The sequence below is a fragment of the Ruegeria sp. TASC047 genome (genome assembly GCF_059612445.1).
The window spans coordinates 1-25,586 of the sequence record NZ_JBXWQP010000050.1 but is presented as its reverse complement, the minus strand read 5'-3'; the positions used below and the strand labels follow the sequence as shown (position 1 = coordinate 25,586).

The following is a 25,586-nucleotide window of genomic DNA, read 5'->3' as shown; positions in this document are numbered from 1 at the left end:
GAACTTCACCTTTTCGCAAACCAGAGGATATGCATGACACATGTCGTGACACTGAATGCCGGATCGTCTTCGATGAAGTTCGGCCTGTTCGAACTGACAGAAGACGATCCAGTCATGGTGTGCACCGGTGTGGTCGAACGGATCGGCGAGCCAGAGCCAATCGTCAAAGCGCGGTCATCTGGCGGTGGAGTTCTGGCGAATGGCACGGCAGGCGATATTCACGACCACGCTGCTGCGCTGGACTGGGTACTGAACCTGTTGTCACGGGCCTTCCCCAGTTGCGAGGTCACCGCGGTTGGGCATCGTATTGTTCACGGTGGACCTGAGATCGATACGCCTTTGCCGTTGGCCGCCGCTGCTTTGGAGGAGTTGGACAAGCTCTCTCCGTATGCACCTCTGCACCAGCCGCACAACCTGGCTGGCGTCAAGGCAGCTATGGAACGTTTTCCAAATGCTGCCCAGATTGCTTGTTTCGACACGGCCTTTCATCGCAACCACCCCTGGGAGAACGACGTATTCGCCCTGCCGCGCGAGTATTACGACAAAGGCGTCCGACGCTATGGTTTTCACGGGCTTAGTTATGAATACATCTCAGACCATTTGGCCAAAACCGCGCCGCTTTTGCACGCGGGGCGGGTTGTGGTTGCGCATCTGGGCAACGGTGCGTCGATGTGTGCCATGATCGGGGGGCGATCCGTCGGTTCGACCATGGGGTTTTCGTCGTTGGACGGGCTGCCGATGGGATCCCGTTGCGGTCAGCTTGATCCCGGTGTTTTGTTGTATCTGATGGATCAGGAAGGGTTGAGCGCCTCAGAGATTTCCGACCTTCTGTTTCGCAAATCAGGGTTGCTGGGTCTTTCGGGACTTTCAAGCGACATGCGCACCCTTGAAAAAGCAGATACCCGCGAAAGTCGACAGGCCATCAGCTATTTCACGTTCCGCATCCGCCGCGAACTTGGGGCAATGGCCGCAATATTGGGCGGTATTGATGCCTTGATCTTCACAGGTGGTATCGGAGAAAACTCGCGTCTTGTACGTGACAGGGTATGTTCTGGAATGGGGTGGCTGGGGATTGAACTGGATCCCGATGCCAACGCGGACAATGATCGGATCATCTCGACAGACCTGTCCCGAGTGGTCGCCATGGTTATCCCGACAAATGAAGAGCTGGTTATTGCCCGTGCGGCCGCCGATCTGTTGGCAAATCGATCCCATCGGATAAGCGCTTAACCCGGCTGGTACGTCCAGCGATATGAGGGTGGGGTCGGCCCTTTGTTGCGACCACCTTGCTGCATCTGCTCCCAGGCATGTGCCAGAATACCCACTGATCGGGACAGGCAGAAAAGGCCGCGCGCCAATGGTGGCGCAAACCCAAGCTCGGCATAAATAACTGCGGTTGCGCCATCGATGTTCATCGGGACGGGTTTACCCTTACGCCGCGCAAGTTCTGCCTCGATCTGCTGCGCAATGCGCATGAATTGCCCATCGCTAGCACCGGTTTTCACCGCTTCGGCGACCAAGTCCATCAGGCGCGGCGCACGGGGGTCTGTAGGCGTGTGAAACCTGTGCCCAAAACCCGGAAGTATCTTTCCGTGGCTTTCGATCCACGCATCGATTGCCTGCGCCAAAGTGCCAGGGTAATGGCCCACAAAGTGGTAGAGTTCCACGGCCTGCTCGCCAGCCCCTCCATGAATGTCGCCCAACATGTTCACAGCGCTCGCCATCGCGTTGTTGAGAGGCAGGCCACAGGTAACCGCCATGCGCGCGGTTGCAATCGACGGTGCCTGAGGACCGTGGTCGACTGCCGCGACCAGCGCGGCTTCGAACAATTGGGCCTGCGCTTTTGATGGGCGGTCGCCGCGTACCATGAACCAGATCATCTCCGCAAAACCAAGGCGTCCGATCAGGTTTTGAATCGGCTCCCCGCGCAGGTCTATCCGGCCAGGTTCCATATCGATGATGGATGTTGCCCACCAATCTGACACATCGCTCATATGATCCCCTCTCTGCTCAGCGCGTCGACTTCCGCGTCGGTCAATCCGATTTCGGACCACACCGCCTTGTTGTCGGCCCCAAGTTTTGGTGGCGCGATTCGCGGCATTCGCCGGGCGCCATTCATTACGACGGGACTGCCTGCAAGTTGCATTTGTTCGCCGTGAACCAACAAAGAGCCAATCAGACCGCGATCGGAAAGTTGCGGGTCTGCAAGGGCCTCGGGCACGGTCAGAACTTGTCCTGTCGGTACCCCCAATGCGTTTAGTTCACTCGCCCACTCGGACGCAGCCTTCGTCTTTAGGGTGCGTTCCAGTTCTGTACGTAAGGCGTGGCGGTTTGTTTTGCGATCTTCACGCGTTGCGTAATCGGGGTTGTTCAGAAGATCATCCCGCCCCAGGCAGCGGGCAAGCGCCTGCCATTGCTCGTCCCGATTGGCCGCGATGTTGATCGGGTTGTCCCGCGTGGAAAATGTACCTGAGGGCGCTGAGGTTGTGTTCTCATTCCCATGCGCTCCGGGCGTTATGCCACCCACCAGATAATTTGAAACAACCCAACCCATCGTCGAAATCACGGCTTCGGACATCGCAACATCCAGGTAGGTGCCGCGCGGGTTGGCGTTCAATGCCGCCGCGACTGCAAAGGCGGCCGTCATCCCCCCGACCGTGTCCGCCAACGGATAGCCGACGCGATACGGTGCCGTGTCGGGGTCGCCGGTGATTGACATCACGCCGCTGATACCCTGCACAATCTGGTCATAAGCCGGATCGCCGCGCCGGGGGCCATCCTGCCCGAACCCGCTGATGGCGCAATAGATCAGGTTGGGATTAACGTTGCGCAGAACTTCATAACCAAGACCAAGACGATCCATTACTCCGGGCCGGAAGTTTTCCACCAGAACTTCAGCTGACTGGACAAGGCGTTTCAGAAGCGCCTTGCCCTTTTCCGATTTCATGTCCAGCGTGACAGACTTTTTCCCGGCGTTCTGCGCCAGAAAACTGATCCCCATCCCCGCCTTGTTTCTGGCGGGATCTGCACCCAGAACGCGAGCAAGGTCGCCACCATCGGGGCGTTCGACCTTGATCACGTCGGCACCCATCAATGCCAGTTGGTAGCAGCAATACGGACCCGCGAGGACATTGGTCAGATCGAGAACCCGTATTCCCGCCAGCGGGTCAGTCACCTTCGGCAACCCCTTCCGCCCGGGCCTGTGCACGGCGCGCGCGGTAGCTGGGTAGGAGCACCAGAAGCGCCGCAATAACCAGCAGACCCAGCGTCATCGGGCGTTCCCAGATAAAGGCGATACCATCGTACAACTGCATGGACCGTGAGAAGTTGTCTTCCATCATACCGCCGAGGATGAAACCGATCAGCAGTGGTGCCAGTGGGTAATCAGCAAATTTCAACGCCGTTGCGCATACCCCAAAACCCACCAGTATCAGCAGTTCGGTTGCATTGTTCTGTCCGATATAGGCCCCCATCAGAGTAAAGAACAAAATAAAGGGGATCAGATAGTTACGCGGCACCGAGAGAACTTTGGCAATATAGGGGATCAGCGGCAGATTCAGGATCAGAAGCACCAGATTGCCAATGAACATGGACATGATGACCGCCCAAAAGATCTGCGGTTCGTCCAGCATAAGGCGTGGGCCCGGCGTCACGTTCAGGGCAATCAATGCGCCAAGCAGGATCGCCGTCGTTCCAGATCCGGGAATGCCAAGCGTCAGAAGCGGCACGAACGAGCCTGTACAGGCGGCGTTGTTTGCTGTTTCAGGCGCGGCCAGCCCTTTGATCGACCCTTTGCCGAATTCGTCCTGCTCGGCCTTTGGGGCGATGTTACGCTCAACCGCATAGCCCAGAAAACTGGCAATCGTTGCGCCTGCACCGGGCAGAACGCCGATGAAAAACCCTTGGATAGACTGGCGACCAATCACCGGAGCAATGGCTTTGGCTTCCTCCCTGCTTATGCGCAGGTCCTTGATTTCACCTTCTTCGCCCTTAAGGTCCTTGGGTTTGAGAACAAGAAACAGCGCCTCGGGTAACGCGAACATGGCCATTGCAAGTGTGATAAAGCCAAAGCCCGACTGCAAATCCATGATGCCCATGGTGAAACGAGGCATATTGAACAGTGCGCCTTCACCGACGGTGGCCATAATCAATCCAAGGATTGTCATTATGATAGCCTTGGCAACCTGACCTGTTCCCGCAAAGGCGGCAATGGCCGACAAGCCGACAACCATCAGCGCGAAATACTCGGCTGAATGGAAAAGCAACGCAACAGACGACAGGGCAGGGGCGAAAATCATCAAAAGCAATGCACCTAGCGTACCGCCTGCAAAACTCGCGATTGCTGCAATGGTCAGGGCTTTGCCCGCTTTGCCCTGACGTGCCATCGGGTAGCCGTCAAAGCTGGAGGCGACGGTACCCGCGACCCCCGGCGCATTCAGCAGAATAGAAGAGGTCGAACCACCAAAAATGGCGCCATAATACACGCCGGCCAGCAGGATCAACGCAGCGGACGGGTCGCCCATGGAAATAGCTACCGGGATCATGATGGCGATGATCGACATCGGGCCCAGACCCGGCAGCATTCCGATGAATGTGCCAATCAGACAGCCCGCCACGACCATCAGCAGATTTTGCAGTGAGAATGCCGTTTGCAGGCCAATCAGAAGTCCTTCAAGCATGTCAGCCTCCGAAAATGCCGGGCAAAGGGCGCATGTATATGCCAAGGACTTCCTGAACCAGATACCAGACCGTACCGGTGGCGATCAGGGCGACGGGCAGCATGATATGCCATTTTCGTTCACCCAGGATAAAAGACCCAAAGATCAGGAAGGCCGAAGTTGAGATCAGGAACCCGACGGGACGCAGGCACAACGCGTAGACAACCATCAGAACCAGCAGCATGATCGCCCGACCAAGATGGTAATCGCCCAACCGCCGGTAATCGATTTCAGGTTCGCTGGGTTCAGCCTTTTCAAAGCCCAGCAGAATGATCGTGGCAGTGATGATCCCCAGAATTGACAAGACTTTTGGGAAAGTGCTTGGCCATATGGGGTTTCTTTGCATGAAAGGGGGTAGACTACTGTCCATCGTGAACCAAGCGGCGTAGCCATATGTTAAACAAACACCCAGAAGAATGAGCGCGATCCAGCGATCCAGCGCCATGAGACCCCCTCCTTTTTTTCGTCGTCAGGGATGGCAGAGCGGGTTACCGCTCTGCCCTAGTTGTATTCAGAGGAAGCCCAGCTTCTTCATCAGATCACCGATCTGTTGTTCCTGCTGCTCAAGAAATGACCGGAAATCATCGCCCGAGTTGTGGATGTTCACCCAACCGTTGCGTGCACGAACCTCTTCCCATTCCGGGGTGTCGTACATCTTGGCAATCGCGGCCTGGTAAGCTGCAAGCTTGTCCTCGGGCAGACCCGGGGCCGCAAAGAAGCCACGCCAGTTCACAAAGGTGGTGTCGATGCCCTGTTCTTGCATGGTCATCGCGTCTGGGGCGGCATCTACGCGATCTGCCGATGTGACGCCGATGATCTTAACTTCACCTGCGTTGGCCAGATCGACGGCTTCAGAGAAACCTGTAGACAGCGCTGCGATCTCACCGGACAGAAGGGCAGCCATGGCTTTGCCACCCGCATCATATGGAATGTACTTCACGCCAAGCGCATCTTTTCCGGCCGCTTCCATCACCATGGCTGCGACCAGGTGGTCCATACCACCAGGAACCGAGCCACCGCCGATGGCCGTGTTGCCCGGGTCGGCGTCGAAGGCTGCCAGCAGATCACTCATAGAGTTGATGGGGCTGTCTTTACCGACAACAATGGCTGCGTAATCACCGATCGTACCCGACACCAGCGTCAGGTCGCGGAAGTTGTGAGGGAACACGCCAGTCAACGAACGGATCACGATTGGCGTGGAGTTTACCATCAATGTCCCGTGGTTGCTGTCGGCGTTTTCAATCAGATAGCCGATGGCTTTGCCACCACCACCGCCTGACATGTTTTCATAAGACGCGGTGCCCACAAGGCCGGCGTTCGTCAGCGCTTCACCGGTGCCGCGGGCGGTACCGTCCCAACCACCACCGGCGCCGCCGGGTATCAGGAAGTGGATGCTGTCCACTACCTGGTCTTCAGCCAGAACAGGTCCTGCAAGACCTACTGCAGCTACAGCTGCGATAAGGGCGCGACGGCCCAGTGCGAATGTTGTCATGATGTCCTCCCATTTGACAACGGGCCGCATGGCGGCTCAGATTGGGAAGAACAAAAACACACCAACCTGACATCAACCTGTCACGCGCGAGAATAGTATTATAGTCCGATGAAATTTCTGCTTGTCGAAGACAATCTAGACCTCGCAAACGCGATCAGTTCCCGCATGAGGTTAGACGGGCATGTGGTTGATAACGCGTCTACATTAGGTGATGCAACTGCCTTCGTTGAAACTCAGGAATACGATCTGATCCTGCTGGATATCATGCTGCCGGATGGGGATGGTCGCGATTTCCTCAAGCGCCATCGCGCGAGCCATTTGGACACGCCGGTGATCGTTTTGACGGCCCGCAGTCAGATTTCGGATCGAATCGGCTCGCTTGATCTTGGTGCTGACGATTATGTCACCAAACCGTTTGATCATGCCGAGCTTGAAGCGCGCTGCCGCGCAGTTCTGCGTCGCAAATCCGGGAATACGAAGACAACGATAGAAGTCGGCGGCATCGTATTCGATCCCCTGGCTGGCCATCTGACCGTGGGTGACGAGACCGTGTCGCTGCGCAATCGTGAACTGCGCCTGCTGGAATTGTTCATCAGCGCACCTGGTCAGGTTTTTTCGAAACAAAAACTAACGGACCGGCTGTTTTCTTATGATGATGATGTCTCTGATAACGCGATCGAAGTTTATGTGGGCCGTTTGCGCAAGCATCTGGAACCCTCGGATCTAAAGATCACCACGCTTCGTGGGCTGGGATACAGACTTGACCATGCCTCCTGATCCCAATGTGTCAGGATCGCTGCGGAACAGGCTGGTTCTGACACTGATCGGCGGCGCGGCCATACTTGCGTTCCTGCTGTTTGTCGCAGTCCGAAACTATGCTGCGCAGGTCGCGCAACAGGGACAAGACAACATTCTTGGTGCATCGGTGGCCTCAATCCTCGATGCGGCCGCTTTGCGGGAAGGGGTGTTGGAGGTCGATATCCCATATGCCGCCTTCGCGATGCTAAGCACCCCTGCGGACGACCGGATCTTCTATTCTATTTTTCAGGACGGCACGTTTCTTTCCGGATACGAGGATTTTCCACCGACCATTGGACCGCGTGACGGAAAGTCGCTTTTCAGTTCCAGTCAGATTCGCGGTGAAACCATTCGTCAGGTCAGCGCCAGCCGGACTTTGGTGGGATTGGATAAGCAAACCGAACTGGTGGTCGCGCTGGGGCAGACACAAGACGCGTTGGCCGAAACTCTGGACCAGATTTCGCGCAATGCGGCGATTCTGGGCGTAGGGTTCTTTGCCCTTGCTGCCGCTCTTTCCTTCTGGGCGACGTCCTCGACCATCGGACAGTTGAATAGATTGACAACCTCTGTCACCCGCCGTGGGCCGCAGGATCTGAGCCCGTTCAAAAAGCCGGTACCCCGCGAAATGGCCCCCTTGGTTGCTTCACTGAACTCATTGATGGGTCGGCTTGATCAGTCACTCAGCCAGTCAGAAGACTTTATTGCCGAGGCGGCCCACCGTGTTCGCACTCCTCTTGCTACGGTCAGGTCCTATGCTGACGCCACTTTGCAAAGGGTTGAAAAAGAAGAAAACCGCGAGGCGCTGCGTTCGATGGTGCGCGCCATTGATGAAAGCTCTCGTGCAGCCGGACAGCTGTTGGATCATGCGATGATCACGTTCCGGGCTGACCACCTTGAGCGGGAAGACATCGACCTGAACGCTTTGGTCAGTGACCTTGTGCAGCGCCTGACACCAATTGCCGAGATGAAGGACTTGTCGTTGTCGCTTTGTGGCGACCCACAGGTCATGTATTCAGGTGACCCCATCCTCATTCAAAACGCCGTGCGCAACATGATTGACAACGCACTTAAATATGCTCCGGCCGACAGTTCTGTTCGCATCGAAGTCACGTCGGAGCCACGGGCTCAAATCCGGGTAAAAGACCGTGGCCCGGGGTTTCCCTTAAACGAAATTGACACTCTCACGCGTCGGTTTGAACGGGGTAAGAACGCAAGTGGTACCATTGGGTCCGGTTTGGGCCTGACCATCGCGCAGGACGTTGCAACAGCGCATGGTGGAGCGCTTGACTTGTCCAACAGACAGGGAGGCGGCGCATGCGTTACATTATCGCTTTAGTCTTCCTTTGGTTTCCCGCTGTTACACAGGCGCAAGTCTGGGAGGATCGGCAAGTATTCAACGCCGAAGCAGACGAGGCGCATATTCGGGTCATCTCAAGCACGGATACGTTTTTGTTTGAGCCTATGATTTCCAACTTTATCAAGGAAAACCCTGACATTTCTGTCGAGTATTTGGTGACCGGTACTGCTGACATCGATCGGATCGTGCGCGCCGCACCGAAAGATTTCGATATTGTCATTTCCAGCGCCATGGACCTGCAACTGAAACTGGCCAATGACGGATATGGACGAGTGATCGATGACATATCGCTGCCATCCTGGGCGCAGTGGCATCGCAGTCTTTTCGCCTTCACGTTCGAGCCCGCGACCATCGTGATCAACCGTGCCGCCTTTTCCGGCGCGCCTGTCCCAGAGACTCGACAGCAACTGATTGAAGCTCTTCGAATGCGACCGGACAGCTTTCGGGGCCGGGTGGGAACTTATGACATCCGTCAGTCCGGTCTCGGGTATCTGTTTGCGACGCAGGATGCCCGTGCGTCAGAAACGTTCTGGCGCCTGATGGAAGTCATGGGCGGGTTGGATGTGCGTCTGTACTGCTGTTCCGGCGACATGATTGATGATCTTGTCAAAGGTGAGATCGCCGTAGCCTATAATGTACTTGGCAGCTATGCGGATGCGCGCGCCGGGCACAAGGATACGCTTGAGGTTATCCTGCCGTCGGATTTTCAGACGACCATGATGCGCACGGCGATGGTTCTTGAAGGTACACCCGTACCCGAATTTGCCGCGTCTTTTGTTCGTCACCTTGTATCAAAGCAATCCACGCAGTCAGGTGGGGGCCACACCCTCCCGCCATTGGCACCTTTTGACACGGACGAAGAACGTGAAACGATTGGGCTGGATCCAGCGCTGATGACGTTTTTGGACAGATTAAAACGCCGCCGTTTTCTGGCCGAATGGGAAAGCGCAGTTATCCAGAGATAGCCCTGCCGTCATTCCCTAAATGCACGATTGAAGTAATCGGCCATCGGCTTGACCAGATAGGACAACGGGGTGCGTTCATCGGTTTTGATCAGTGTCTCAACAGGCATACCCGGCAAAAGCTCCTGACCGTTGAGACGGTCCAGCTCGCCATCATTCATAACCACTTCGGCGCGGTAGAATGTAAAGCCGGACTTTTCATCCGTGAATGTATCGGCTGACACGTTTTTGACCTGCCCGTCCAATTCAGGCGTTTCACGCTGATTGAAGGCCGGAAACCGCAGGGCGACAGGTTGACCCACATGCAGCTGATCCACATGGATCGCGTCAACGCGCGCGGCGACAAGCAATGGCGTATCCTGTGGAACAACATACATCATGGGTTCACCCGGCTGAACGACAGACTGAAGGGCAAAGACCTGACTTCCATATACTGTTCCGCTGACCGGTGCGCGGATGTCCAATCGTGTCAGCCGCTCGGACAGGGACAGTCGGCGTTCCGATAGTTCAGCAACTTGCGCCTGTACGTCCCGCAACGTGGTAATTGCCTCTTCCCGGCGGGTTGCAGTCAGTTCAACGATCTGGATCTCGGTTGATGCGATCTGCCCTTTGAGGCGGGCGACAGCGGCTTCCAGTCGGCCTATTTCACCTGTCAGGCTGGCTTCTTCCCGTTGCAGGGCCAGTACACGACTGGTTTGTGTCAATCCACGTTTCAACAGGCTTTGCTGGTCTTCCAGCTCATCCTCGATCAATTCAACCTGACGGCGCAGCGAAACGAGTTGGGCCTGCGTGCCTTCAATCTCACTCTCGATCTGAACCAGCTGCTTGTTCAGCTGTTCTTGCTGTTTGGATAGGGTTTCCACCCGGGCGTCGAACAGGTTTTGCTGACCTTCGATCAGGTCCAGATCAATGCTGTATTCCGTCTGAACCTCGTGCAACCGCGCCGCCAACTCTTGCGACGAAAGCCCGTCGCGTTCGGCCTGAAGCCGGACACGCCGTGTCAGAAGCTCAAAAAGCTGCGCTTCCACAATCGTCTGTTCGGACGATAGGAAAGTATCATCCAGCCGCAACAGCATCTCGCCCGAGGCGACCACATCACCATCGCGTACAAATATTTCGCCAACAACGCCGCCATCAGGGTGTTCGACCACCTGACGGTTGCTTTGTACCTCGATCACTCCTGAGGATACGATTGCACCAGCGAGGCGCGTCTTCACTGCCCAAAGGCCCAGTCCGCCAACCAAAATGGCAAGCGCGGCGAATCCTACCAGGGCGGGAATTTTCATACTCCAGGCCTGCGCCTGCTTCTTGGTCGTGTTTTTTGCCATTATTCACCTACGGGGCTAAGCTTGCGCTTAATCGCGCCCGCGTTCTGCACCATTGCGCTGAGAACCTCGTCACGACTGCCGAACCTGACCACTTGTCCTTTTTCGACAACGGCCAGATCGTCACATTCCGAAATGGCCTGCGGGCGGTGTGTCATGATGATGGCGGCTTTGCCTGCCGCCTTGAGCCCCCTCACGGCCGCGTTCAAGGCTTCGGTGCCATCCGCGTCCAGTGCCGAGTTTGGTTCGTCGAGAATAAGCAGAACAGGGTCGCCATAGAGGGCGCGGGCCAGAGCGATGCGCTGTTTCTGCCCGCCTGACAACTGACTGTCATTGCCTTCAAGGAAGGTACCATAACCTTTCTCCAAAGACAGGATCAGGTCGTGCGCATTGGCTTTCTTGGCTGCGGCCACCACCGCTTCGGAATCCGGGTTTTCTGACATCCGGGCGATGTTCTCGGCCACGGTCCCGTTAAACAGGGTAACCTGCTGCGGCAAATATCCGATATGGCTGCCCAGATCGTTGGAGTCATATTGATCCAGAGTGGCACCACCCAGTCGAATTTCACCGGCTGCCGGATTCCAAAGCCCCAGCAACGCCTTGGCCAGTGTCGTCTTTCCCGATCCGCTTTTGCCGATGACACCCAGCGCCTTGCCCGGTTGCAGCTTCAGATTCACGTTCCGCAACGTTGGCGTTGTTGCCCCGGGGGGAATGACAGTCAGCGATTTGGCTTCCAACTGCGCTTTCGGGATGGGCAAGCGAATCCGCTGCTCTTCGGGAGGGGTCTGATCCAAAAACCGGCTTAGGGAAGTCCAGGCCGTTCGCGCACGTTCGATCATGCCCCATTGGCCGACCGCTTGTTCGACCGGGGCGAGGGCCCGACCCAAAAGGATTGAACCCGCGATCATCGCGCCCGGTGTCATTTCGTTTTGCAAAACCAGCCACGCGCCCAAGGCAAGCATTGCAGATTGAAGAAACAGTCGTAACGACTTGGTCAAAGACGTAAAACTGCCTGTCCAGTCGCTGGCCGAAATGGTTTGGCGCAAGGCATTCGAACGCTGGTCCAACCACCGCTTTGTCACGTCCGCCTGCATACCCTGTGAGCGCACAACCTCTGCCGCTTGTCTCGCATGTTCCGCAAAGGCGTTTGCCCGCGCTGCTGCAGTTTGTGCTTCAGCGACTTTTCTGCTGGTCAGAGCCTGATTGAGCAGTGCAATCACGACAAGCAGAACACCGCTTGCCACGGCCAGCCAGCCCAGCAAGGGATGAAACAGGAAAATCGCACCCAGAAAAACAGGCGTCCATGGAATATCCATCACCGCCAGCAGAACGGGGGATGAGCACAGGTTTCGAATGGATTCCAAATCACGCAAGGCCGTTGCCGGGGCAGATCGTATTTGCGGCAAAAGTGAACGCCGCAGCGTTGCTTCGAAGACGCGCTCATCCAACTGTGACTGGAACCGTGCGCCGAACCGGGCCACGATGCGTCCGCGGGCAAAATCCAGCATCGCCATCAGCGCATAAAGCAACGCCACCAACAAAAACAGCGCTGTCAGGGTTTCCACCGCACGCGAGCCCAATACCCGGTCATACACCTGCAACATGAACAATGGGCCCGTCAGCATAAGCAGGTTCACAAAAATGCTGAACAAGAACGCCAAAGCAAGGAACGCGATCCCCTGATTGCGCACATTGCGCAGTTCATGCCGGGGGGCCGCAGATACGCGGTGTTCAGGTTTCAATGTTTTAAATCCATATTATCCGGAGATGCGCCCCCGCATTTAAAAAGTTAGATCAGCCTTGCCAAGTTTGCACATCTTTTTTTGGGCAAGAAACCGCGGGTCCCTAGCGTAAAGAAGCACTATTCAGCCGTAGCTGACAAAAACCTAACGGCAATTACAAGCGCCGCTGGGCGGGCGCTTCAGGGTTACGGCAAATCGGGCGGAATACAGCAAATAGACGGACGCGCGAAGACCGCAGCCTGCCAACTAGCCGCAGGCGATTAAGGCTGCATTGATCCCGCCGCGAAATGACCGAGACCGGATTTTTCGACTTCACCTGTAAGGATGACAAGCGCCTTAATAATGTCGGACATTATTGTTTATTTTGTCCTACATTAAATATAGAAGTGAATGAAATACGAATCGGAGAAGTCGCGCGTGGTCAAAAAAACGCCCTCAAAGGAAAAAGCTGAGAGTGTCGGCAACACCTTGAAGGTGCTACCGGCTGGCAGCAGCGGCCGGGACGTTCTGGATGCTCTCTCTGGAATGATCGAAGTGGAAGGATTGAAAGTAGGGGATCGCCTGCCGCCAGAGATCGAAATTGCAGATCAGCTTGGGATCGGACGGGCGAAGGTTCGCGAGGCCCTGACAAGTTGGCAGAATATGGGCATCGTTGTACGGAACAAGAAAGCCGGGACGCGATTGGCGGCCGAGGTATCTGCCAATACGATCCATCTCCCACTCACGCTGAAGCTCGAAGCCGAAAGCCTTTTGCGAACACACGCCGTGCGCCGGCCACTGGAAATCGAGGCAGCAAGGTTGGCAGCACTGAATTGCTCAGACGCGCAGCGGCTTTTGATTTCGGCCCGCGTTGCAGAGCTCATAGCTGTTCATTCTGCAGGTGAGGATTGGCGGCCGGCCGATTACCGGTTTCACGCGGCACTGCATGAAGCGTGCGGAAATCCACTTTTCGGGCAGTTGATCCGGCAAATTCAAAAAGCTTTTCACGAAGTATATGACACGCCCTTCGGTCAACCACACTTGGGGCAGGCCTCAATTCCAATACATGCGCCGCTGGCCGAAGCAGTTGTCTCCGGCCGTGCAGACGAAGCCGCAAGTATTATCGGCGCGATCATGGACATGGTCGAAGCAGAAGTCCTAGAAATCATGGAAAGCCAGAATGTCTGACTACGAAGACCTTTCGACGCGTCTTGCAGCAACTTTCCCGGATGCGGCTGGTTCGGTCACGCCGCCGATTGTTCAAACGTCACTGTTCACCTTCGACAATTACCAAAGTTTTGAAGACCGGATGGCCGGAAGATCAGAAACGGCCATCTACACGCGCGTGGAAAACCCGACCGTCGCCGCGTTTGAAACGCTTATGGCTGAAGCCGAGCAAGGTCAGGCAGCCGTTGCATTTGCTTCCGGGATGGCGGCCATTTCCTCAACGCTGCTGGCATTTGTCAAACCCGGTGACCGGATTGCCTGCGTCGAACATGTCTATCCGGATTCATTCCGGTTCATGGAGCGCATCCTGCGCCCGTTCGGGGTGCATATTGACTACCATGCGCCGGAGCGTTTCGAGAACGACCCCGATCTGCTTGCCGATGTAACGGTGGCCTATCTGGAGAGCCCCGGATCGATCATTTTTGAGGCGATGGATCTACGTCGCGTCGCAGAGCATGCCAGACGCCACAATGTGTTGACGATGATTGATAATTCATGGGCAAGCCCGGTGTTCCAACGCCCCCTCGCATTGGGCATCGACATCGTCATCCACTCGGCCTCGAAATATATTTCGGGGCACTCGGACACGGTTGCGGGCGTGGTGGTTGCCTCCCGGGACCATATCGCCCGCATCCGTGATCTGACACTTCCTTTGCTTGGGGCCAAACTGGCACCTTTTGAAGCCTTCCTGCTGACGCGCGGCCTGCGCACGCTGAACGCACGCATGATGCAGCATCAAGCAACGGCCAACACGTTTGTTGATCGCCTGGCCACTGTTCCGCAGGTCAGGCTGGTCAACTCACCCGGTGCCAACGACGTGCCCGGGTTGACCGGGCGGTCCGGTCTTATGTCGGTTGAGTTTGATGACAGTGTCGACATCGCAAAACTTTCTGATGCCTTGAACCTATTCCGCCTCGGTGTGAGCTGGGGGGGCTTCGAAAGTCTGATCCTGCCTGCGCGCGTCGGGCTTGCTCAGGCTGGTGAACAAAACTCAATGCAGAAATTTGGGGTCTCACCCAATCTGGTGCGCCTGAGTTTGGGGCTCGAGTCGGCAGAAGATCTATGGGCCGATTTTGCTTCGGCTCTCGCCGAAAGCGCGGCTTAGAACCGTTCGCTCAAAAAAACCAACAGGAGGAAAACATGAAGAAACTACTAACTGGAATGACGGCTGCGGCCGTGTTCATGGGTTCGGCATCTTATGCCGAGACCACACTGAAACTGGTCGAGGTTATTACAAGCCCCGAGCGTACAGAGGTGCTTCAGGGGCTGATTGATGAGTTTGAAGCCAATAACCCAGACGTCACTGTCGAGATTGTATCGCTACCCTGGGGCAACGCGTTCGAAAAGCTGGCAACAATGGTGGCAGGAGGCGACATCCCGGATGTGGTTGAAATGCCCGACACCTGGCAGGCCCTCTATGCCGGGTCCGATCAGCTGGTCAGTCTCAAGGATCATGTCGCCGGATGGGAACACGGGGCTTCGCTGACTGACAAGACAGTCGCCATGGGCAGCCAGGCGGGTGACCTTTATATGATCCCGTACGGCTTCTACCTGCGGGCGATGTTCTACAACAAGAAACTGCTGGCCGAAGCGGGTATCGACACTCCCCCGACTACGATGGAGGAGTTCAAGGCAGCCTCGGCCGCAGTGTCCGAGCTTGAGGGCAAGTATGGATACTGTTTGCGCGGTGGTCCCGGTGGAACAAATGGCTGGATCATGTTCGCGGCAGCCATGAACGGCACCAACGAGTTCTTCACAGAAGACGGTGTCAGCCGCATCAACGAGCCCGGCTCGGTCGAAGGTATCCAGTTCATGATCGATATGTATCAGAACGGGTATGCGCCCAAGGATGCCGTCAGTTGGGGCTTTAACGAGATCGTGGCCGGCTTCTATTCCGGCACCTGTGCATTCCTTGATCAGGACCCGGACGCACTGATCGCTATTGCCGAACGGATGCCTGCCGAAGATTTCGCGGTCATTCCGATGCCTGTCGGACCATCGGGCAAAGCTTTCCCAACAATTGGGTTCGCAGGCTGGTCGATCTTCAATGCGACTGAACATGAAGACGAAGCCTTTGATCTGGTTGCGGCCTTGTCGACGCCCGAAGCCAACGCCACGTGGGCAAAACGCGTAGGCGTCATTCCGATCCATAAAGGCGCCGATCAGGATCCTCATTTCCAGACCGAGCAATTCAAAGGCTGGTTTGAGGAACTGAACGGCGAGCAATATGTGCCGACAACAATGCCAACCAACCTGGAACAGTGGGGCTATTTTGGCAGCACGCTTCTGCTGGAAACCAGTCAGGAAGCCCTGTTGGGGCAGCGCAGCGCGCAGGACGTCGCGGATGAGTGGGCCGAGTTCCTCACTGATGAGCACGCCAAGTGGAAGGCAAAACAGTGATTTCGCGCACTCAGAAAACTGTCAGGCCCGGGGAAACCCGGGCACGACGCTCGCTCTACCTGCAATACATGGTCGAGCCGTTTTTCTATTTGTCACCCGCAATTCTTCTGATCGGTGCCGTGATCATGGTTCCGTTAATCATCGGAATCTCATATTCGTTCCAATCCATTGAGCTGTTGAAGCCTTTTGCTTCCGGCTGGATCGGATTTGAAAACTACGTTGATCTGTGGAGAGACCGCAAGTTCTGGATCGCGATGGAGAACACGCTGTTCTGGACCTTTTGGTCGATAACGTTCCAGTTTCTGCTTGGCCTCGGCCTGGCCATGCTTTTGAATACGCAGTTCTATGGAAAGAAACTTTTTCAGGCGCTTGTTTTCCTACCCTGGGCTGTCCCGACCTTCCTTTCTGCGCTGACATGGGCGTGGCTTTTTAACCCTGTCATCGGCCCGCTACCGCATTGGCTGGCCGCCCTTGGCATTCTGTCAGAGCCCTACAATATCCTTGGCGATCCCAAGCTTGCCATATGGGGCCCGATCACTGCAAATATCTGGTTCGGCGTTCCTTTCTTTGCGATCACACTGCTGGCGGCTTTGCAATCGATACCCGGTGAGCTTTATGAGGCCGCAGAAGTCGATGGCGCGACCCCCTGGCAGACTTTCACCAAGATCACGTTGCCGTTCCTTGCTCCGATGATCGCGATCACCGTGATGCTGAGGACAATCTGGATCGCCAATTTCGCCGACCTGATCTATGTGATGACCGGCGGCGGGCCTGCCAATTCGACGCAAATCCTGTCGACCTACATATTCACCACCGCATTTCGCAAATTGGACTTCGGCTACGCGTCAACCATTGCTGTGGCGCTGCTGCTGATCCTTCTGATTTACGCCGTTATCCTGCTCTGGCTTCGCAAGAAGCTGGTCAAGATTTGAGGAGTTGACCATGTCAGCTGTCAGGAAACCCAACCCTCTGCTGGTTGTGGGTAAATACGCGGCACTTGCGTTCTATCTGATCTTTGCGTTGTTCCCGCTTTATTGGTTGCTCAAGATCGGGTTGACGCCGGACGCGCTGATCTTTTCAGAGGGCACCCGCCTGTTTCCAAGCGAGGTGACCTTTTCAAACTTCAAAACGGTTATCTTTCAGACTGATTTTGTGGCCTATTTCCGGAACTCTCTTGTGGTGTCGCTGGGCGCGGCGTTCTTTACGACCTTGTTCGCAGCTGGGGCGGGTTATGCCTTTTCCCGCTTCGTTTTTGCGGGCAAACGCATCATCATCGCCTTGATGCTAGTCACCCAGATGTTCCCCCTGCTGATGATCATCGCACCCATCTACAAGATCATCGCGGACCTGGGGCTGCTAAATTCGCTGACAAGCCTTATCGTGGTCTACACTGCGTTCAACATCCCCTTTGCAACATTCCTGATGCAGTCATTTTTTGATGGCATACCAAAAGATCTGGAAGATGCGGCGATGATGGATGGCTGTACACGGTTTCAGGCGCTGCGCAAAGTGGTGTTCCCGCTGACATTGCCCGGGTTAGGGGCGACGCTTGGGTTTGTCTTTACTGCCGCGTGGTCCGAGCTGTTGTTTGCGTTGATGCTGATCTCGAAGAACGACGCGATGACATTCCCGGTTGGCTTGTTGACGTTTGTTTCCAAATTCTCGGTCGATTGGGGGCAAATGATGGCGGCCGGCGTGCTGGCTCTGATCCCAAGTTGCCTCTTCTTCATCTTCATTCAACGCTATCTCGTGCAGGGCCTCACGTCCGGCGCGGTCAAAGGATAGGAGGCCAGATCATGGCACGTATCGAACTTCGTGACGTTGCAAAACGCTATGGATCCGTCGAGGTCCTGCGCAACATCAATCTTGAAATTCAGGATGGTGAGTTCATCGTTCTGGTCGGCCCGTCAGGCTGCGGCAAATCCACTTTGCTGCGCATGGTTGCTGGCCTTGAACCGATATCAAGCGGCGACTTTCTGATCGATGGCGAGCGTATGAACGATGTGAGGCCAAGGGACCGGGACATCGCGATGGTGTTCCAATCCTACGCTCTCTATCCGCATATGGACGTCGCGCGAAACATGGGTTTCTCAATGGAAATCCGCAAAGCTCCGGTGGCTGAACGCATATCTAAGGTCGCCCAGGCGGCAGAGACGCTGGGATTGACCAAATTGACGGATCGCTTGCCCAAAGCCCTTTCGGGTGGTCAACGTCAGCGGGTTGCTATGGGGCGGGCCATCATCCGAGACCCGCGCGCATTTCTGTTTGACGAGCCATTGTCAAACCTTGACGCCGCTTTGCGTGTCGAGATGCGGCTGGAGATTGCGCGGCTGCATCAAAAGCTCAGCGCGACCATGATCTATGTGACCCATGATCAGGTCGAAGCGTTGACGCTGGCAGATCGGATCGTTGTTCTGAACGCAGGCGACATCCAGCAAGTCGGCAGCCCGCTTGAGCTTTATGAAAGACCGGCCAACAAGTTTGTTGCGCAGTTTATCGGCTCACCCACCATGAATGTTGTGCCTGTATTGGGAACTGAAACTGGCGTGAATGTCGGGAATGGGGTTGAAATTAAAATTCTCGATCAACCCCTTGCCGCTCAGGCCAAAGAACTGGGTGTAAGGCCGGAACACATCGATGTTGTGGAAAACGGTGCCGGTGATCTGTCGGCCGTTGCGGATGTTGTTGAACATCTGGGGTCGGACACGAACATCTACGTCAATGCCGAGGGGATCGGCCCCATGATGGTGCGCAAGCATGGCAATATCCCCGTGAAATCCGGGGATCGCCTCGGTTTGCGCATTCAAGCACAGAATGCACATCTGTTTGCTTCGGATGGTACAGCGTTGCGACGGGCTTGCTGAGAGGATGGGCAAGTTGGAAGATCGGGCCAAGTCGCGCACGACAGGACTCCATCCGCGGGATATTTAGATGAACGACAATCAGTTATTGCTTCCGGGGTCACAGTCCGAGACCGGGTTTTGGATTGAAACGCCAAGACACCGCGATTGGTTGATGAACCAGGCCAAGCGGCAACTTACGTTCTTCAGCGCAAGTTGCCGGGATGAACCCGGGTTCTATACACTTGGTCACGATCGTCGCCCGCTGCCCGGCAAGCTGCAGGAGCTGCACACGACAACCCGGTTGATTCATTCTTATGCATTAGGACATCTATCTGGTTTTCTAGGTGCTGAACGGATCATTGATCACGGTATGGCATATCTTGAAAGCCATCACCGAGATCGCGACCACGGCGGATATCTGTGGGCGCTGGAAGGGGATCAGATCAAGGACGACCGCAAGCTTGCTTATGGGCACGTCTTTGTCCTTCTTGCCTCGGCAAGTGCGAAAATGGCGGGTCACCCGGATGCAGACAAACTAATGACAGATGTCCGAAATGTTCTGGAAAAACACTTCTGGGACGAAGAAGCGGGCCTGTTTCGCGATGAATGGAACAGGGATTGGACGCCGTTTTCCGCATATCGTGGAATGAATGCCAATATGCACGGCGTTGAGGCGATGCTGGCTGCCTTTGAGGCAACAGGGGACGAAACCTACCTGTCCCGCGCCGGTCGCATTCTGGACTTTTTCATTGGCAAAATTGCACCCGGTGAAAACTGGCGTCTTCCCGAACACTATTCGTCTGATTGGCAAATTAATCGGGATTATGCGGGCGATCCGATGTTCAGGCCTTCCGGAACAACGCCGGGGCATTCGTTCGAATTGGGTCGGCTTCAGCTTCAGCATTGGGATTTGTCAGGCCGAACGAGCCCTAATGCTCCGAACACGGCGCGCCACCTGATTGCGCAGGCTTTGAAAGATGCGTGGCTGCCTGATGGCGGGTTGGCCTACACACTTGATTTTGATGGCCGCGTTGCCAACGCTTCGCGGTTCTGGTGGCCCATCACCGAAGCCATCGGGGCGATTGCCGCTCTGATCGTGCTAGACAGAAGGCCAGAAGACGAGGACTGGTACAGAAAGCTCTGGACCTATGCGAATGAAACATTTGTCGATCATCAGCATGGCGGCTGGTATCCAGCAGTAGATGGGGCAGGGGCTGTTGTGACGTCCATCTTTGACGGCAAGCCGGACATCTATCACTCGTTGCAAGCCTGTCTGTTTCCGCTGTCACAACGTCTGTCGAGGATGATGCCGCTTTAGAAACTAGATGTTTCGAAAAGCCTCAGATTCAGCTTGTTTTATCTGGGTACGGACCCGGTGCAGGGTCTTGTCGAATACCCGCAAACTACAAATCGTAGCCTGCGGCGGTGTCCGAATGTCAGGGGCGCGCTCGGTTGCCCTTGCATTCCAGCGTTATGCATTCCAAACAACCTCGAACTCCTCGCGAAACGCAAAGCGTTTCAGGTGGTCCTCTATAACACCCATCCAAAAGTTCAAATCCTCACGTGGGCCGACTGAAGCAACTATTTCCAGCCCTTCGTCCGTCGCTTTCATCGCAACCGCGCGCCGGTTTTCAAACGAAACGTTTCCTTCAGTTGCGTCAAATTCGACTTGCCCTTTGTGGGACCAGTGCTTGCATAACTGCTGAAGATACTTGCTGGCCATTTCTGTTCGCGCATTTCCAGACGCGCACTGGTCTGGCAACATTTCCAACGCAGTTTCGGCCGCCCCGCGCATAGACTTGGCAAAAAGTGTTACGTCGATATTCGTGGCCAGGAACGTAACCCCAAGATCCAGACACTTGCGTTGCATCACGGGGTCCAACGTTAGGATGCCCGCTGCCTTGCCCGCGGCCACGATCCTTGTCAACGCGTCCAAAACCGCTTCGACCACGTCGGGGTGGCCAGCATTGCCGATGTGCCCCATATCCGCGGCCAAATCTGACGGACCGATAAATACGCCGTCGACATCTGTCGTCAGAATGTCATCCAGTGCATCCAGGCCAAGGCGGTTTTCCACCTGAACCAACAGGCAAATCTGGTCGCCTGCCGTTGTCAGGTAATCCGGGATCGCCGCGAAACGCGAAGCACGCGCCAGAGCAGACCCAACGCCTCGAACTCCATGTGGTGGATATTGCACTGCGCGCACCAATTCCCGCGCTTGATCGCCGCTTTCAACCATTGGCACCAATATGCTTTGGACGCCAGCATCGAGATATTGCTTGATCATCCAGGTCTCGCCAATTGGCAGGCGCGCTACCGGCTGGCTACCTGTGCCTTCGATGACCCTCACTTGCTCAAGGATAGACCGCAGATCGTTCGGGGCATGTTCCCCGTCAACAAGCAGCCAGTCAAATCTGGATGTGGCGGCGATTTCGGCGGCATATGCATTGGCCATCCCAATCCAACATCCGATCTGGGGTTTTCCGGCTTTCAGTGCGGCCTTGAAGGGGTTTGTTGGGGTGGGCATTAAGGTGCTCCTTCAATCAAATTTGACATCGACCGAGCCGAAGGGTCCGAAATCGGCGTGAATTTCTGTGCTTGGCGGGCATTCGACGGGGCGAATGAAGCTGCCCGACAGGATCACTTGTCCGGGTTCAATACTTTGTCCGTATTGCGCCATGCGCCGGGCCAGCCAGACAACACTTTCAACAGGATCATTCAATACGCCGGCCCCAAGGCCGGTTTCCTCAATATCACCGTTGCGGAAGGTCAAGGCACCAACCCAGCGCAGGTCGAATTCGTCAATCGCGTGGCGCTCTGTACCCAGCACAATCCCTGCATTGGCGGCATTGTCGCTGATCGTATCAAAGACGGTTCTGGCCTTGCCGGTCTCGGGGTCCTGACGCTGAATACGTGTGTCCAGAATTTCAATCGCCGGTGAGACGTAGTCCGTGGCGGATACGATATCGTCGCGGCTGACATTCTCGCCACCGATGGCGGATTTCATAACAAAGGCGATTTCAGCCTCGATCCGGGGCTGGATGAAACGGCCCGCAGGGACCGTACCACCGTTTTCAAACGCCATATCATCAAACAGGATGCCGCTGTCGGGAATATCGATGTTCAGCGCATATTGCATCGCTTTCGATGTCAGACCGATTTTCCACCCGATGACCTTGCGCCCCTCGGCCAGCTTCTGGCGATAGATGGCGTTCTGCACCTCATAAGCGTCGTCCATACCCATCTGGGGGTGGCGCAGGCTCAGCAGACCGATCTGGTCGCCGGTGCGTTCGGCCTGAAGCAGGTCGGCTGCTGCGCGGGCATGCTCTTCGGGTGTCATGCCTTCTCATCCTCGACTGTGTTGCGCAGGGTGCCGATACCTTCGACAGAAACCTCGACCACGTCACCCGGTGCAAGATATTTTGGCGGGTCAAAGCGCGCGCCCGCACCGGTGGGGGTGCCGGTTACGATAATGTCACCCGGTTTCAGGGTCATGAAGGTCGAGATATACTCGATCTCGCGCCGGATCGGGAACATCATGCGGTCGAGGGTGTCGTCCTGACGCAACTCACCATTGACGCGGGTTTGAATGCGGGCGTCATCCAATTGCGCCGGGTCGGTGAAGGGCACCAGCCAAGGGCCGATCGACCCTGAATTGTCCCAGTTCTTGCCCTGAGTTACGTTGAACTTGGCATGGCGCACCCAATCGCGGATCGTGCCTTCGTTGCACAGCGTCAACGCGGCGATGTGCTCATAGGCTTCGTCCTGCGAAATCCGGCGACCCGCCTTGCCGATTACAATGGCCACTTCGCCCTCGTAATCCAGCGTGTGGTTTTCCGCCGGTCGGATCAGCGGGCGGTTGTGGCCGGTAAAGCCGCTGGCAAAGCGGGGGAACAGCGACATATATTCCGGCTGCGCGCTGCCATCCTTGTATTCCGCATTTCTGTCCGGGAAGTTCACGCCGACGCACAGAATGCGACGGGCATCCGGCATCACCATTTCATAGGTGAAATCGGAATGGGTCACAGGCTTACCCTCGGCCGCCGCAGCCAACCGGCTAAACTCACCCGCAGCGATGACCTCATACAGGCTGGAAAACTCGGGGAAATCACCGTTCAGGGCAATCGCACCATCATCGGTAATCGCGCCAAAGAAGGTATCCCCTTCGGCGGTATAAGTAGCAAAGCGCATTAAGCCTCCTCGGCGGTGTCGATGCCGCCCATGCACAGGTATTTGAGTTCCATGAAGTCATCCAGCCCATGGCGCGAGCCTTCACGGCCCAGACCAGACATCTTAACCCCGCCAAACGGAGCTTCCGCAGTCGAGATCAGGCCGGTGTTGATTCCGACCATGCCATATTCCAGCTTCTCGGAAACTCGCCAAACGCGAGCCAGGTCGCGGGAATAGAAATATGAGGCAAGGCCGAACTCGGTGTTATTTGCCGCAGCGACGACTTCGCTTTCGGTGTTGAACTTAAAAAGGGGTGCGACCGGGCCAAACGTCTCTTCGGTCGCGACCGCCATCTCCGAAGTAACACCGGTCAAAATGGTTGGCTCAAAGAATGTGCCACCCAGATCGTGCGACTTGCCGCCCAGAGTGACTTCGGCACCTTTCGAGGTCGCATCAGCGATGTGCTCAGCAACCTTGTCGACTGCCGCCTGATCGATCAGCGGACCAAATATGATACCTTCGTCAAAGCCATTACCAGTGGGCAAAGTCGCTACTTTGTCGCGCAGCTTGGCGGCAAAGGAATCGTAGACACCGGCCTGCACGTAAATGCGGTTGGCACAAACGCAGGTCTGACCATTATTTCGAAACTTGGCGATCACCGCCCCTTCAACAGCGGCGTCCAGATCAGCATCATCGAAAACAATGAAGGGCGCATTGCCACCCAGCTCCAACCCCAGTTTTTTGATCGTTGGTGCGCATTGCGCATATAGAAGCGTTCCGATCTCGGTCGAACCGGTAAAGGTCAGTTTCTGTACTGTCGGGTTCCCGGTCATCTCGCCGCCAATGCCACGGGCTGAGCCGGTGACGACCGAGAACAGCCCCGCAGGCAGGCCCGCTCTTTCGGCCAGAACCGCCAACGCGATAGCTGAGAATGGAGTCTGGCTGGCCGGTTTCAGAACCATGGAGCAGCCCGCCGCCAGAGCAGGGCCAGCCTTGCGCGTGATCATAGCGTTTGGGAAATTCCACGGCGTAATCGCGGCTACAACCCCGATGGGTTGTTTGATCGTCAGGATGCGTTTGTCTGGAGCGTGGCCTGGGGTGACATCACCATAGGCGCGGCGGGCCTCTTCTGCGAACCACTCAATGAAGCTGGCACCATAGGCGATCTCACCTTTGGCTTCGGCCAGTGGCTTGCCCTGCTCAGCTGTCAGGATGGCACCCAGATCGTCCTGGTTCTCCATCATCAGTTCGTACCAGCGACGCAGAATTTGACTACGCGTTTTGGCGGTGCGTTTAGCCCACCCGTGGCGCGCGGTCTCGGCGGCAGCAATAGCTTCGGCGGTTTCGGCGGCACCCAGATTGGGAACATGACCAATAACTTCACCGGTGGCGGGGTTGGTGACTGCCAGGCTGTTGGCCGGGTCAGCTTCAATCCAGCGTGTACCTACAAGGGCAGCCTCTCGCAGCAAACCGGGGTCATTCAAAGGAAACATTTGGGGACCTGCATCAGTTCGAATTGGATAGATCAACGGCTTGCCCCGCCAAAAGGCACCAGGGGCAAGCAATCGGAATGGAAACCGCGATCCTCAGACCGGGAATATGACGTTAGTCTGACCGGTGCCCGAGGACGGGAAATACTCGGTCACAACCTCGCATTTCTTGACGTAAGCGTCCCAGCCGAGTGCGCCGTATAGCATCGCGGTATCATGCATCGAACCTTCACCGCAGCAGAAGTTGGCATAGTCACCCAGCATCTTGAGGAACGTAGCGTGATCGCCGTTTTTCCACATTTCCAGCACGTGCAGATCCATCTGGCGATTGAATTCTGAGCTGATTGTGAAAGTGCCGTTATTGGCGGCATAGTCCTTGTTGGCCCAGATCTTGTGCGACAGCGAACCCGACGCAACCAGCAGCACCTTTTCGTCGCTGGCCTCGACTGCTTCGCGGATTGCCTCGCCGACGATACGGCTCTCGTCATGAGCGTGCACGGTGCACCACGCACCGATCGACACCACTTTCATTTCGTGTTCACGGCTCATGAACCGCATCGGTACCAGCGTGCCGTATTCCACCTCAAGGCTGTCCAGGTGATGGGCCAAGGTATAGGCACCCTTTTCGGTCGCAATCCGCGCAATCGCATCACCCAATTCGGGGTTGCCCTCATATTTATAGGGCAGGTCCTGAATGAACTGCGGGAATTCATTCGATGTGAATAGACCCTCAAAATGGTCGTTGGCGTTTATGTGAAAACCTGCGTTCAACACCCAATGCGTATCACAGATGACAACCGTTGTTGCGCCCAGTTCCTTGGCGCGACGAGCAATCTCCCGGTGACCATCAATAGCCGGTTTACGCTTGCCTTTGATCGGTCCTTCCTGCTCGGACATGAGCAGGGTAGGTACGTGAGTCATTTTGGCGGCAAGTACGATTTCTCCCATGGTCTCCTCCTGGAGTTAGAGTTTCTTCGCGCGTATTTCGAGTGCAGTCGGTTACAGTTTCCCGAGCTGCATGATTTTGTGTTGGCCAGTTGCGAAGCCGACGTGTTTTTGTTCCATGTAGAACTCGAAGCTCCA

General features: G+C 56.0%; 23 protein-coding genes. 11 read left to right on the top strand and 12 right to left on the bottom strand.

What is annotated here, in order from left to right; translation table 11 throughout:
• The first annotated feature begins 33 nt into the window (after positions 1-33).
• The gene (locus tag AC2FLO_RS17775; RefSeq protein WP_496754117.1) at positions 34-1,230 is read left to right on the top strand and encodes an acetate/propionate family kinase; all 1,197 of its coding nucleotides are present in this window, start codon (positions 34-36) and stop codon (positions 1,228-1,230) included.
• Here the strand turns inward: AC2FLO_RS17775 and AC2FLO_RS17770 are convergent.
• The 5 genes from AC2FLO_RS17770 to AC2FLO_RS17750 all read right to left on the bottom strand — a co-directional run bounded on the left by AC2FLO_RS17770 (position 1,227) and on the right by AC2FLO_RS17750 (position 6,210).
• Positions 1,227-1,994 carry a citryl-CoA lyase gene (locus AC2FLO_RS17770; protein ID WP_496754119.1) on the bottom strand — a complete coding sequence of 256 codons (768 nt, stop codon included), beginning with the start codon at positions 1,992-1,994 and terminating at the stop codon, positions 1,227-1,229. The genes AC2FLO_RS17775 and AC2FLO_RS17770 overlap by 4 nt on opposite strands.
• On the bottom strand, positions 1,991-3,175 hold the full coding sequence (locus AC2FLO_RS17765) for a CaiB/BaiF CoA transferase family protein (protein WP_496754121.1): 1,185 nt from the start codon (positions 3,173-3,175) through the stop codon (positions 1,991-1,993). Before AC2FLO_RS17765 ends, AC2FLO_RS17770 begins: the two co-directional genes overlap by 4 nt.
• Entirely contained in the window at positions 3,168-4,679 is a 1,512-nt protein-coding gene (locus AC2FLO_RS17760) for a tripartite tricarboxylate transporter permease (protein WP_480588430.1), read from the bottom strand. Before AC2FLO_RS17760 ends, AC2FLO_RS17765 begins: the two co-directional genes overlap by 8 nt.
• Before the next feature lies 1 nt (position 4,680).
• Complete coding sequence (locus AC2FLO_RS17755; protein ID WP_496754124.1) at positions 4,681-5,163, bottom strand: tripartite tricarboxylate transporter TctB family protein; 483 nt, start codon at positions 5,161-5,163, stop codon at positions 4,681-4,683.
• Between the two features lie 66 nt (positions 5,164-5,229).
• The gene (locus AC2FLO_RS17750) at positions 5,230-6,210 is read right to left on the bottom strand and encodes a tripartite tricarboxylate transporter substrate binding protein (RefSeq protein ID WP_496754126.1); all 981 of its coding nucleotides are present in this window, start codon (positions 6,208-6,210) and stop codon (positions 5,230-5,232) included.
• Positions 6,211-6,318: 108 nt separating this feature from the next.
• On the opposite strand from AC2FLO_RS17750, the gene AC2FLO_RS17745 reads away from it, so the two are divergent.
• From AC2FLO_RS17745 to AC2FLO_RS17735, 3 genes are read left to right on the top strand one after another with little or no spacing between them, the layout of a single operon-like run.
• Entirely contained in the window at positions 6,319-6,987 is a 669-nt protein-coding gene (locus tag AC2FLO_RS17745; RefSeq protein ID WP_496754128.1) for a response regulator transcription factor, read from the top strand.
• On the top strand, positions 6,977-8,344 hold the full coding sequence (locus AC2FLO_RS17740) for a sensor histidine kinase (protein WP_496754145.1): 1,368 nt from the start codon (positions 6,977-6,979) through the stop codon (positions 8,342-8,344). The genes AC2FLO_RS17745 and AC2FLO_RS17740 overlap by 11 nt, the downstream gene beginning before the upstream one ends.
• A complete protein-coding gene (locus AC2FLO_RS17735; protein ID WP_496754130.1) occupies positions 8,323-9,330 on the top strand; it encodes an ABC transporter substrate-binding protein in 1,008 nt (335 codons plus the stop codon). The genes AC2FLO_RS17740 and AC2FLO_RS17735 overlap by 22 nt, the downstream gene beginning before the upstream one ends.
• An 8-nt stretch (positions 9,331-9,338) precedes the next feature.
• Here AC2FLO_RS17735 and AC2FLO_RS17730 read toward each other — a convergent pair whose 3' ends face one another.
• Positions 9,339-10,613: an HlyD family type I secretion periplasmic adaptor subunit gene (locus AC2FLO_RS17730; protein ID WP_480588422.1), complete on the bottom strand. Its 1,275-nt coding sequence runs from the start codon at positions 10,611-10,613 to the stop codon at positions 9,339-9,341.
• Positions 10,614-10,654: 41 nt separating this feature from the next.
• Positions 10,655-12,394: a type I secretion system permease/ATPase gene (locus tag AC2FLO_RS17725; RefSeq protein ID WP_480484348.1), complete on the bottom strand. Its 1,740-nt coding sequence runs from the start codon at positions 12,392-12,394 to the stop codon at positions 10,655-10,657.
• A gap of 390 nt (positions 12,395-12,784) precedes the next feature.
• On the opposite strand from AC2FLO_RS17725, the gene AC2FLO_RS17720 reads away from it, so the two are divergent.
• The 7 genes from AC2FLO_RS17720 (at position 12,785) to AC2FLO_RS17690 (ending at position 20,161) form a co-directional block, all read left to right on the top strand.
• A complete protein-coding gene (locus AC2FLO_RS17720; protein WP_496754132.1) occupies positions 12,785-13,561 on the top strand; it encodes a FadR/GntR family transcriptional regulator in 777 nt (258 codons plus the stop codon).
• Complete coding sequence (locus tag AC2FLO_RS17715; RefSeq protein WP_480488678.1) at positions 13,554-14,705, top strand: aminotransferase class I/II-fold pyridoxal phosphate-dependent enzyme; 1,152 nt, start codon at positions 13,554-13,556, stop codon at positions 14,703-14,705. The genes AC2FLO_RS17720 and AC2FLO_RS17715 overlap by 8 nt, the downstream gene beginning before the upstream one ends.
• A gap of 35 nt (positions 14,706-14,740) precedes the next feature.
• Positions 14,741-16,000, top strand: coding sequence for an ABC transporter substrate-binding protein (locus AC2FLO_RS17710; protein ID WP_480488675.1), 1,260 nt, complete (start codon positions 14,741-14,743; stop codon positions 15,998-16,000).
• The gene (locus tag AC2FLO_RS17705) at positions 15,982-16,932 is read left to right on the top strand and encodes a carbohydrate ABC transporter permease (protein ID WP_496754134.1); all 951 of its coding nucleotides are present in this window, start codon (positions 15,982-15,984) and stop codon (positions 16,930-16,932) included. Before AC2FLO_RS17710 ends, AC2FLO_RS17705 begins: the two co-directional genes overlap by 19 nt.
• Positions 16,933-16,942: 10 nt before the next feature.
• Complete coding sequence (locus AC2FLO_RS17700; protein ID WP_480477286.1) at positions 16,943-17,785, top strand: carbohydrate ABC transporter permease; 843 nt, start codon at positions 16,943-16,945, stop codon at positions 17,783-17,785.
• Between the two features lie 11 nt (positions 17,786-17,796).
• Positions 17,797-18,864, top strand: coding sequence for an ABC transporter ATP-binding protein (locus tag AC2FLO_RS17695; protein ID WP_480508753.1), 1,068 nt, complete (start codon positions 17,797-17,799; stop codon positions 18,862-18,864).
• Positions 18,865-18,931: 67 nt separating this feature from the next.
• The gene (locus AC2FLO_RS17690) at positions 18,932-20,161 is read left to right on the top strand and encodes an AGE family epimerase/isomerase (protein ID WP_496754136.1); all 1,230 of its coding nucleotides are present in this window, start codon (positions 18,932-18,934) and stop codon (positions 20,159-20,161) included.
• A gap of 153 nt (positions 20,162-20,314) precedes the next feature.
• Here AC2FLO_RS17690 and AC2FLO_RS17685 read toward each other — a convergent pair whose 3' ends face one another.
• The 5 genes from AC2FLO_RS17685 to hpaD all read right to left on the bottom strand — a co-directional run bounded on the left by AC2FLO_RS17685 (position 20,315) and on the right by hpaD (position 25,451).
• Positions 20,315-21,370 carry an aldolase/citrate lyase family protein gene (locus tag AC2FLO_RS17685; protein WP_496754137.1) on the bottom strand — a complete coding sequence of 352 codons (1,056 nt, stop codon included), beginning with the start codon at positions 21,368-21,370 and terminating at the stop codon, positions 20,315-20,317.
• Positions 21,371-21,382: 12 nt separating this feature from the next.
• Positions 21,383-22,183, bottom strand: a complete 801-nt coding sequence (gene hpaH, locus AC2FLO_RS17680) for a 2-oxo-hept-4-ene-1,7-dioate hydratase (RefSeq protein ID WP_496754139.1) — start codon at positions 22,181-22,183, stop codon at positions 21,383-21,385.
• Positions 22,180-23,034: a fumarylacetoacetate hydrolase family protein gene (locus AC2FLO_RS17675; protein WP_480588404.1), complete on the bottom strand. Its 855-nt coding sequence runs from the start codon at positions 23,032-23,034 to the stop codon at positions 22,180-22,182. Before AC2FLO_RS17675 ends, hpaH begins: the two co-directional genes overlap by 4 nt.
• Positions 23,034-24,506, bottom strand: coding sequence for an NAD-dependent succinate-semialdehyde dehydrogenase (locus tag AC2FLO_RS17670; protein ID WP_496754141.1), 1,473 nt, complete (start codon positions 24,504-24,506; stop codon positions 23,034-23,036). Before AC2FLO_RS17670 ends, AC2FLO_RS17675 begins: the two co-directional genes overlap by 1 nt.
• A gap of 93 nt (positions 24,507-24,599) precedes the next feature.
• Positions 24,600-25,451 carry a 3,4-dihydroxyphenylacetate 2,3-dioxygenase gene (gene hpaD, locus AC2FLO_RS17665; protein WP_496754143.1) on the bottom strand — a complete coding sequence of 284 codons (852 nt, stop codon included), beginning with the start codon at positions 25,449-25,451 and terminating at the stop codon, positions 24,600-24,602.
• Positions 25,452-25,586: the final 135 nt, after the last annotated feature.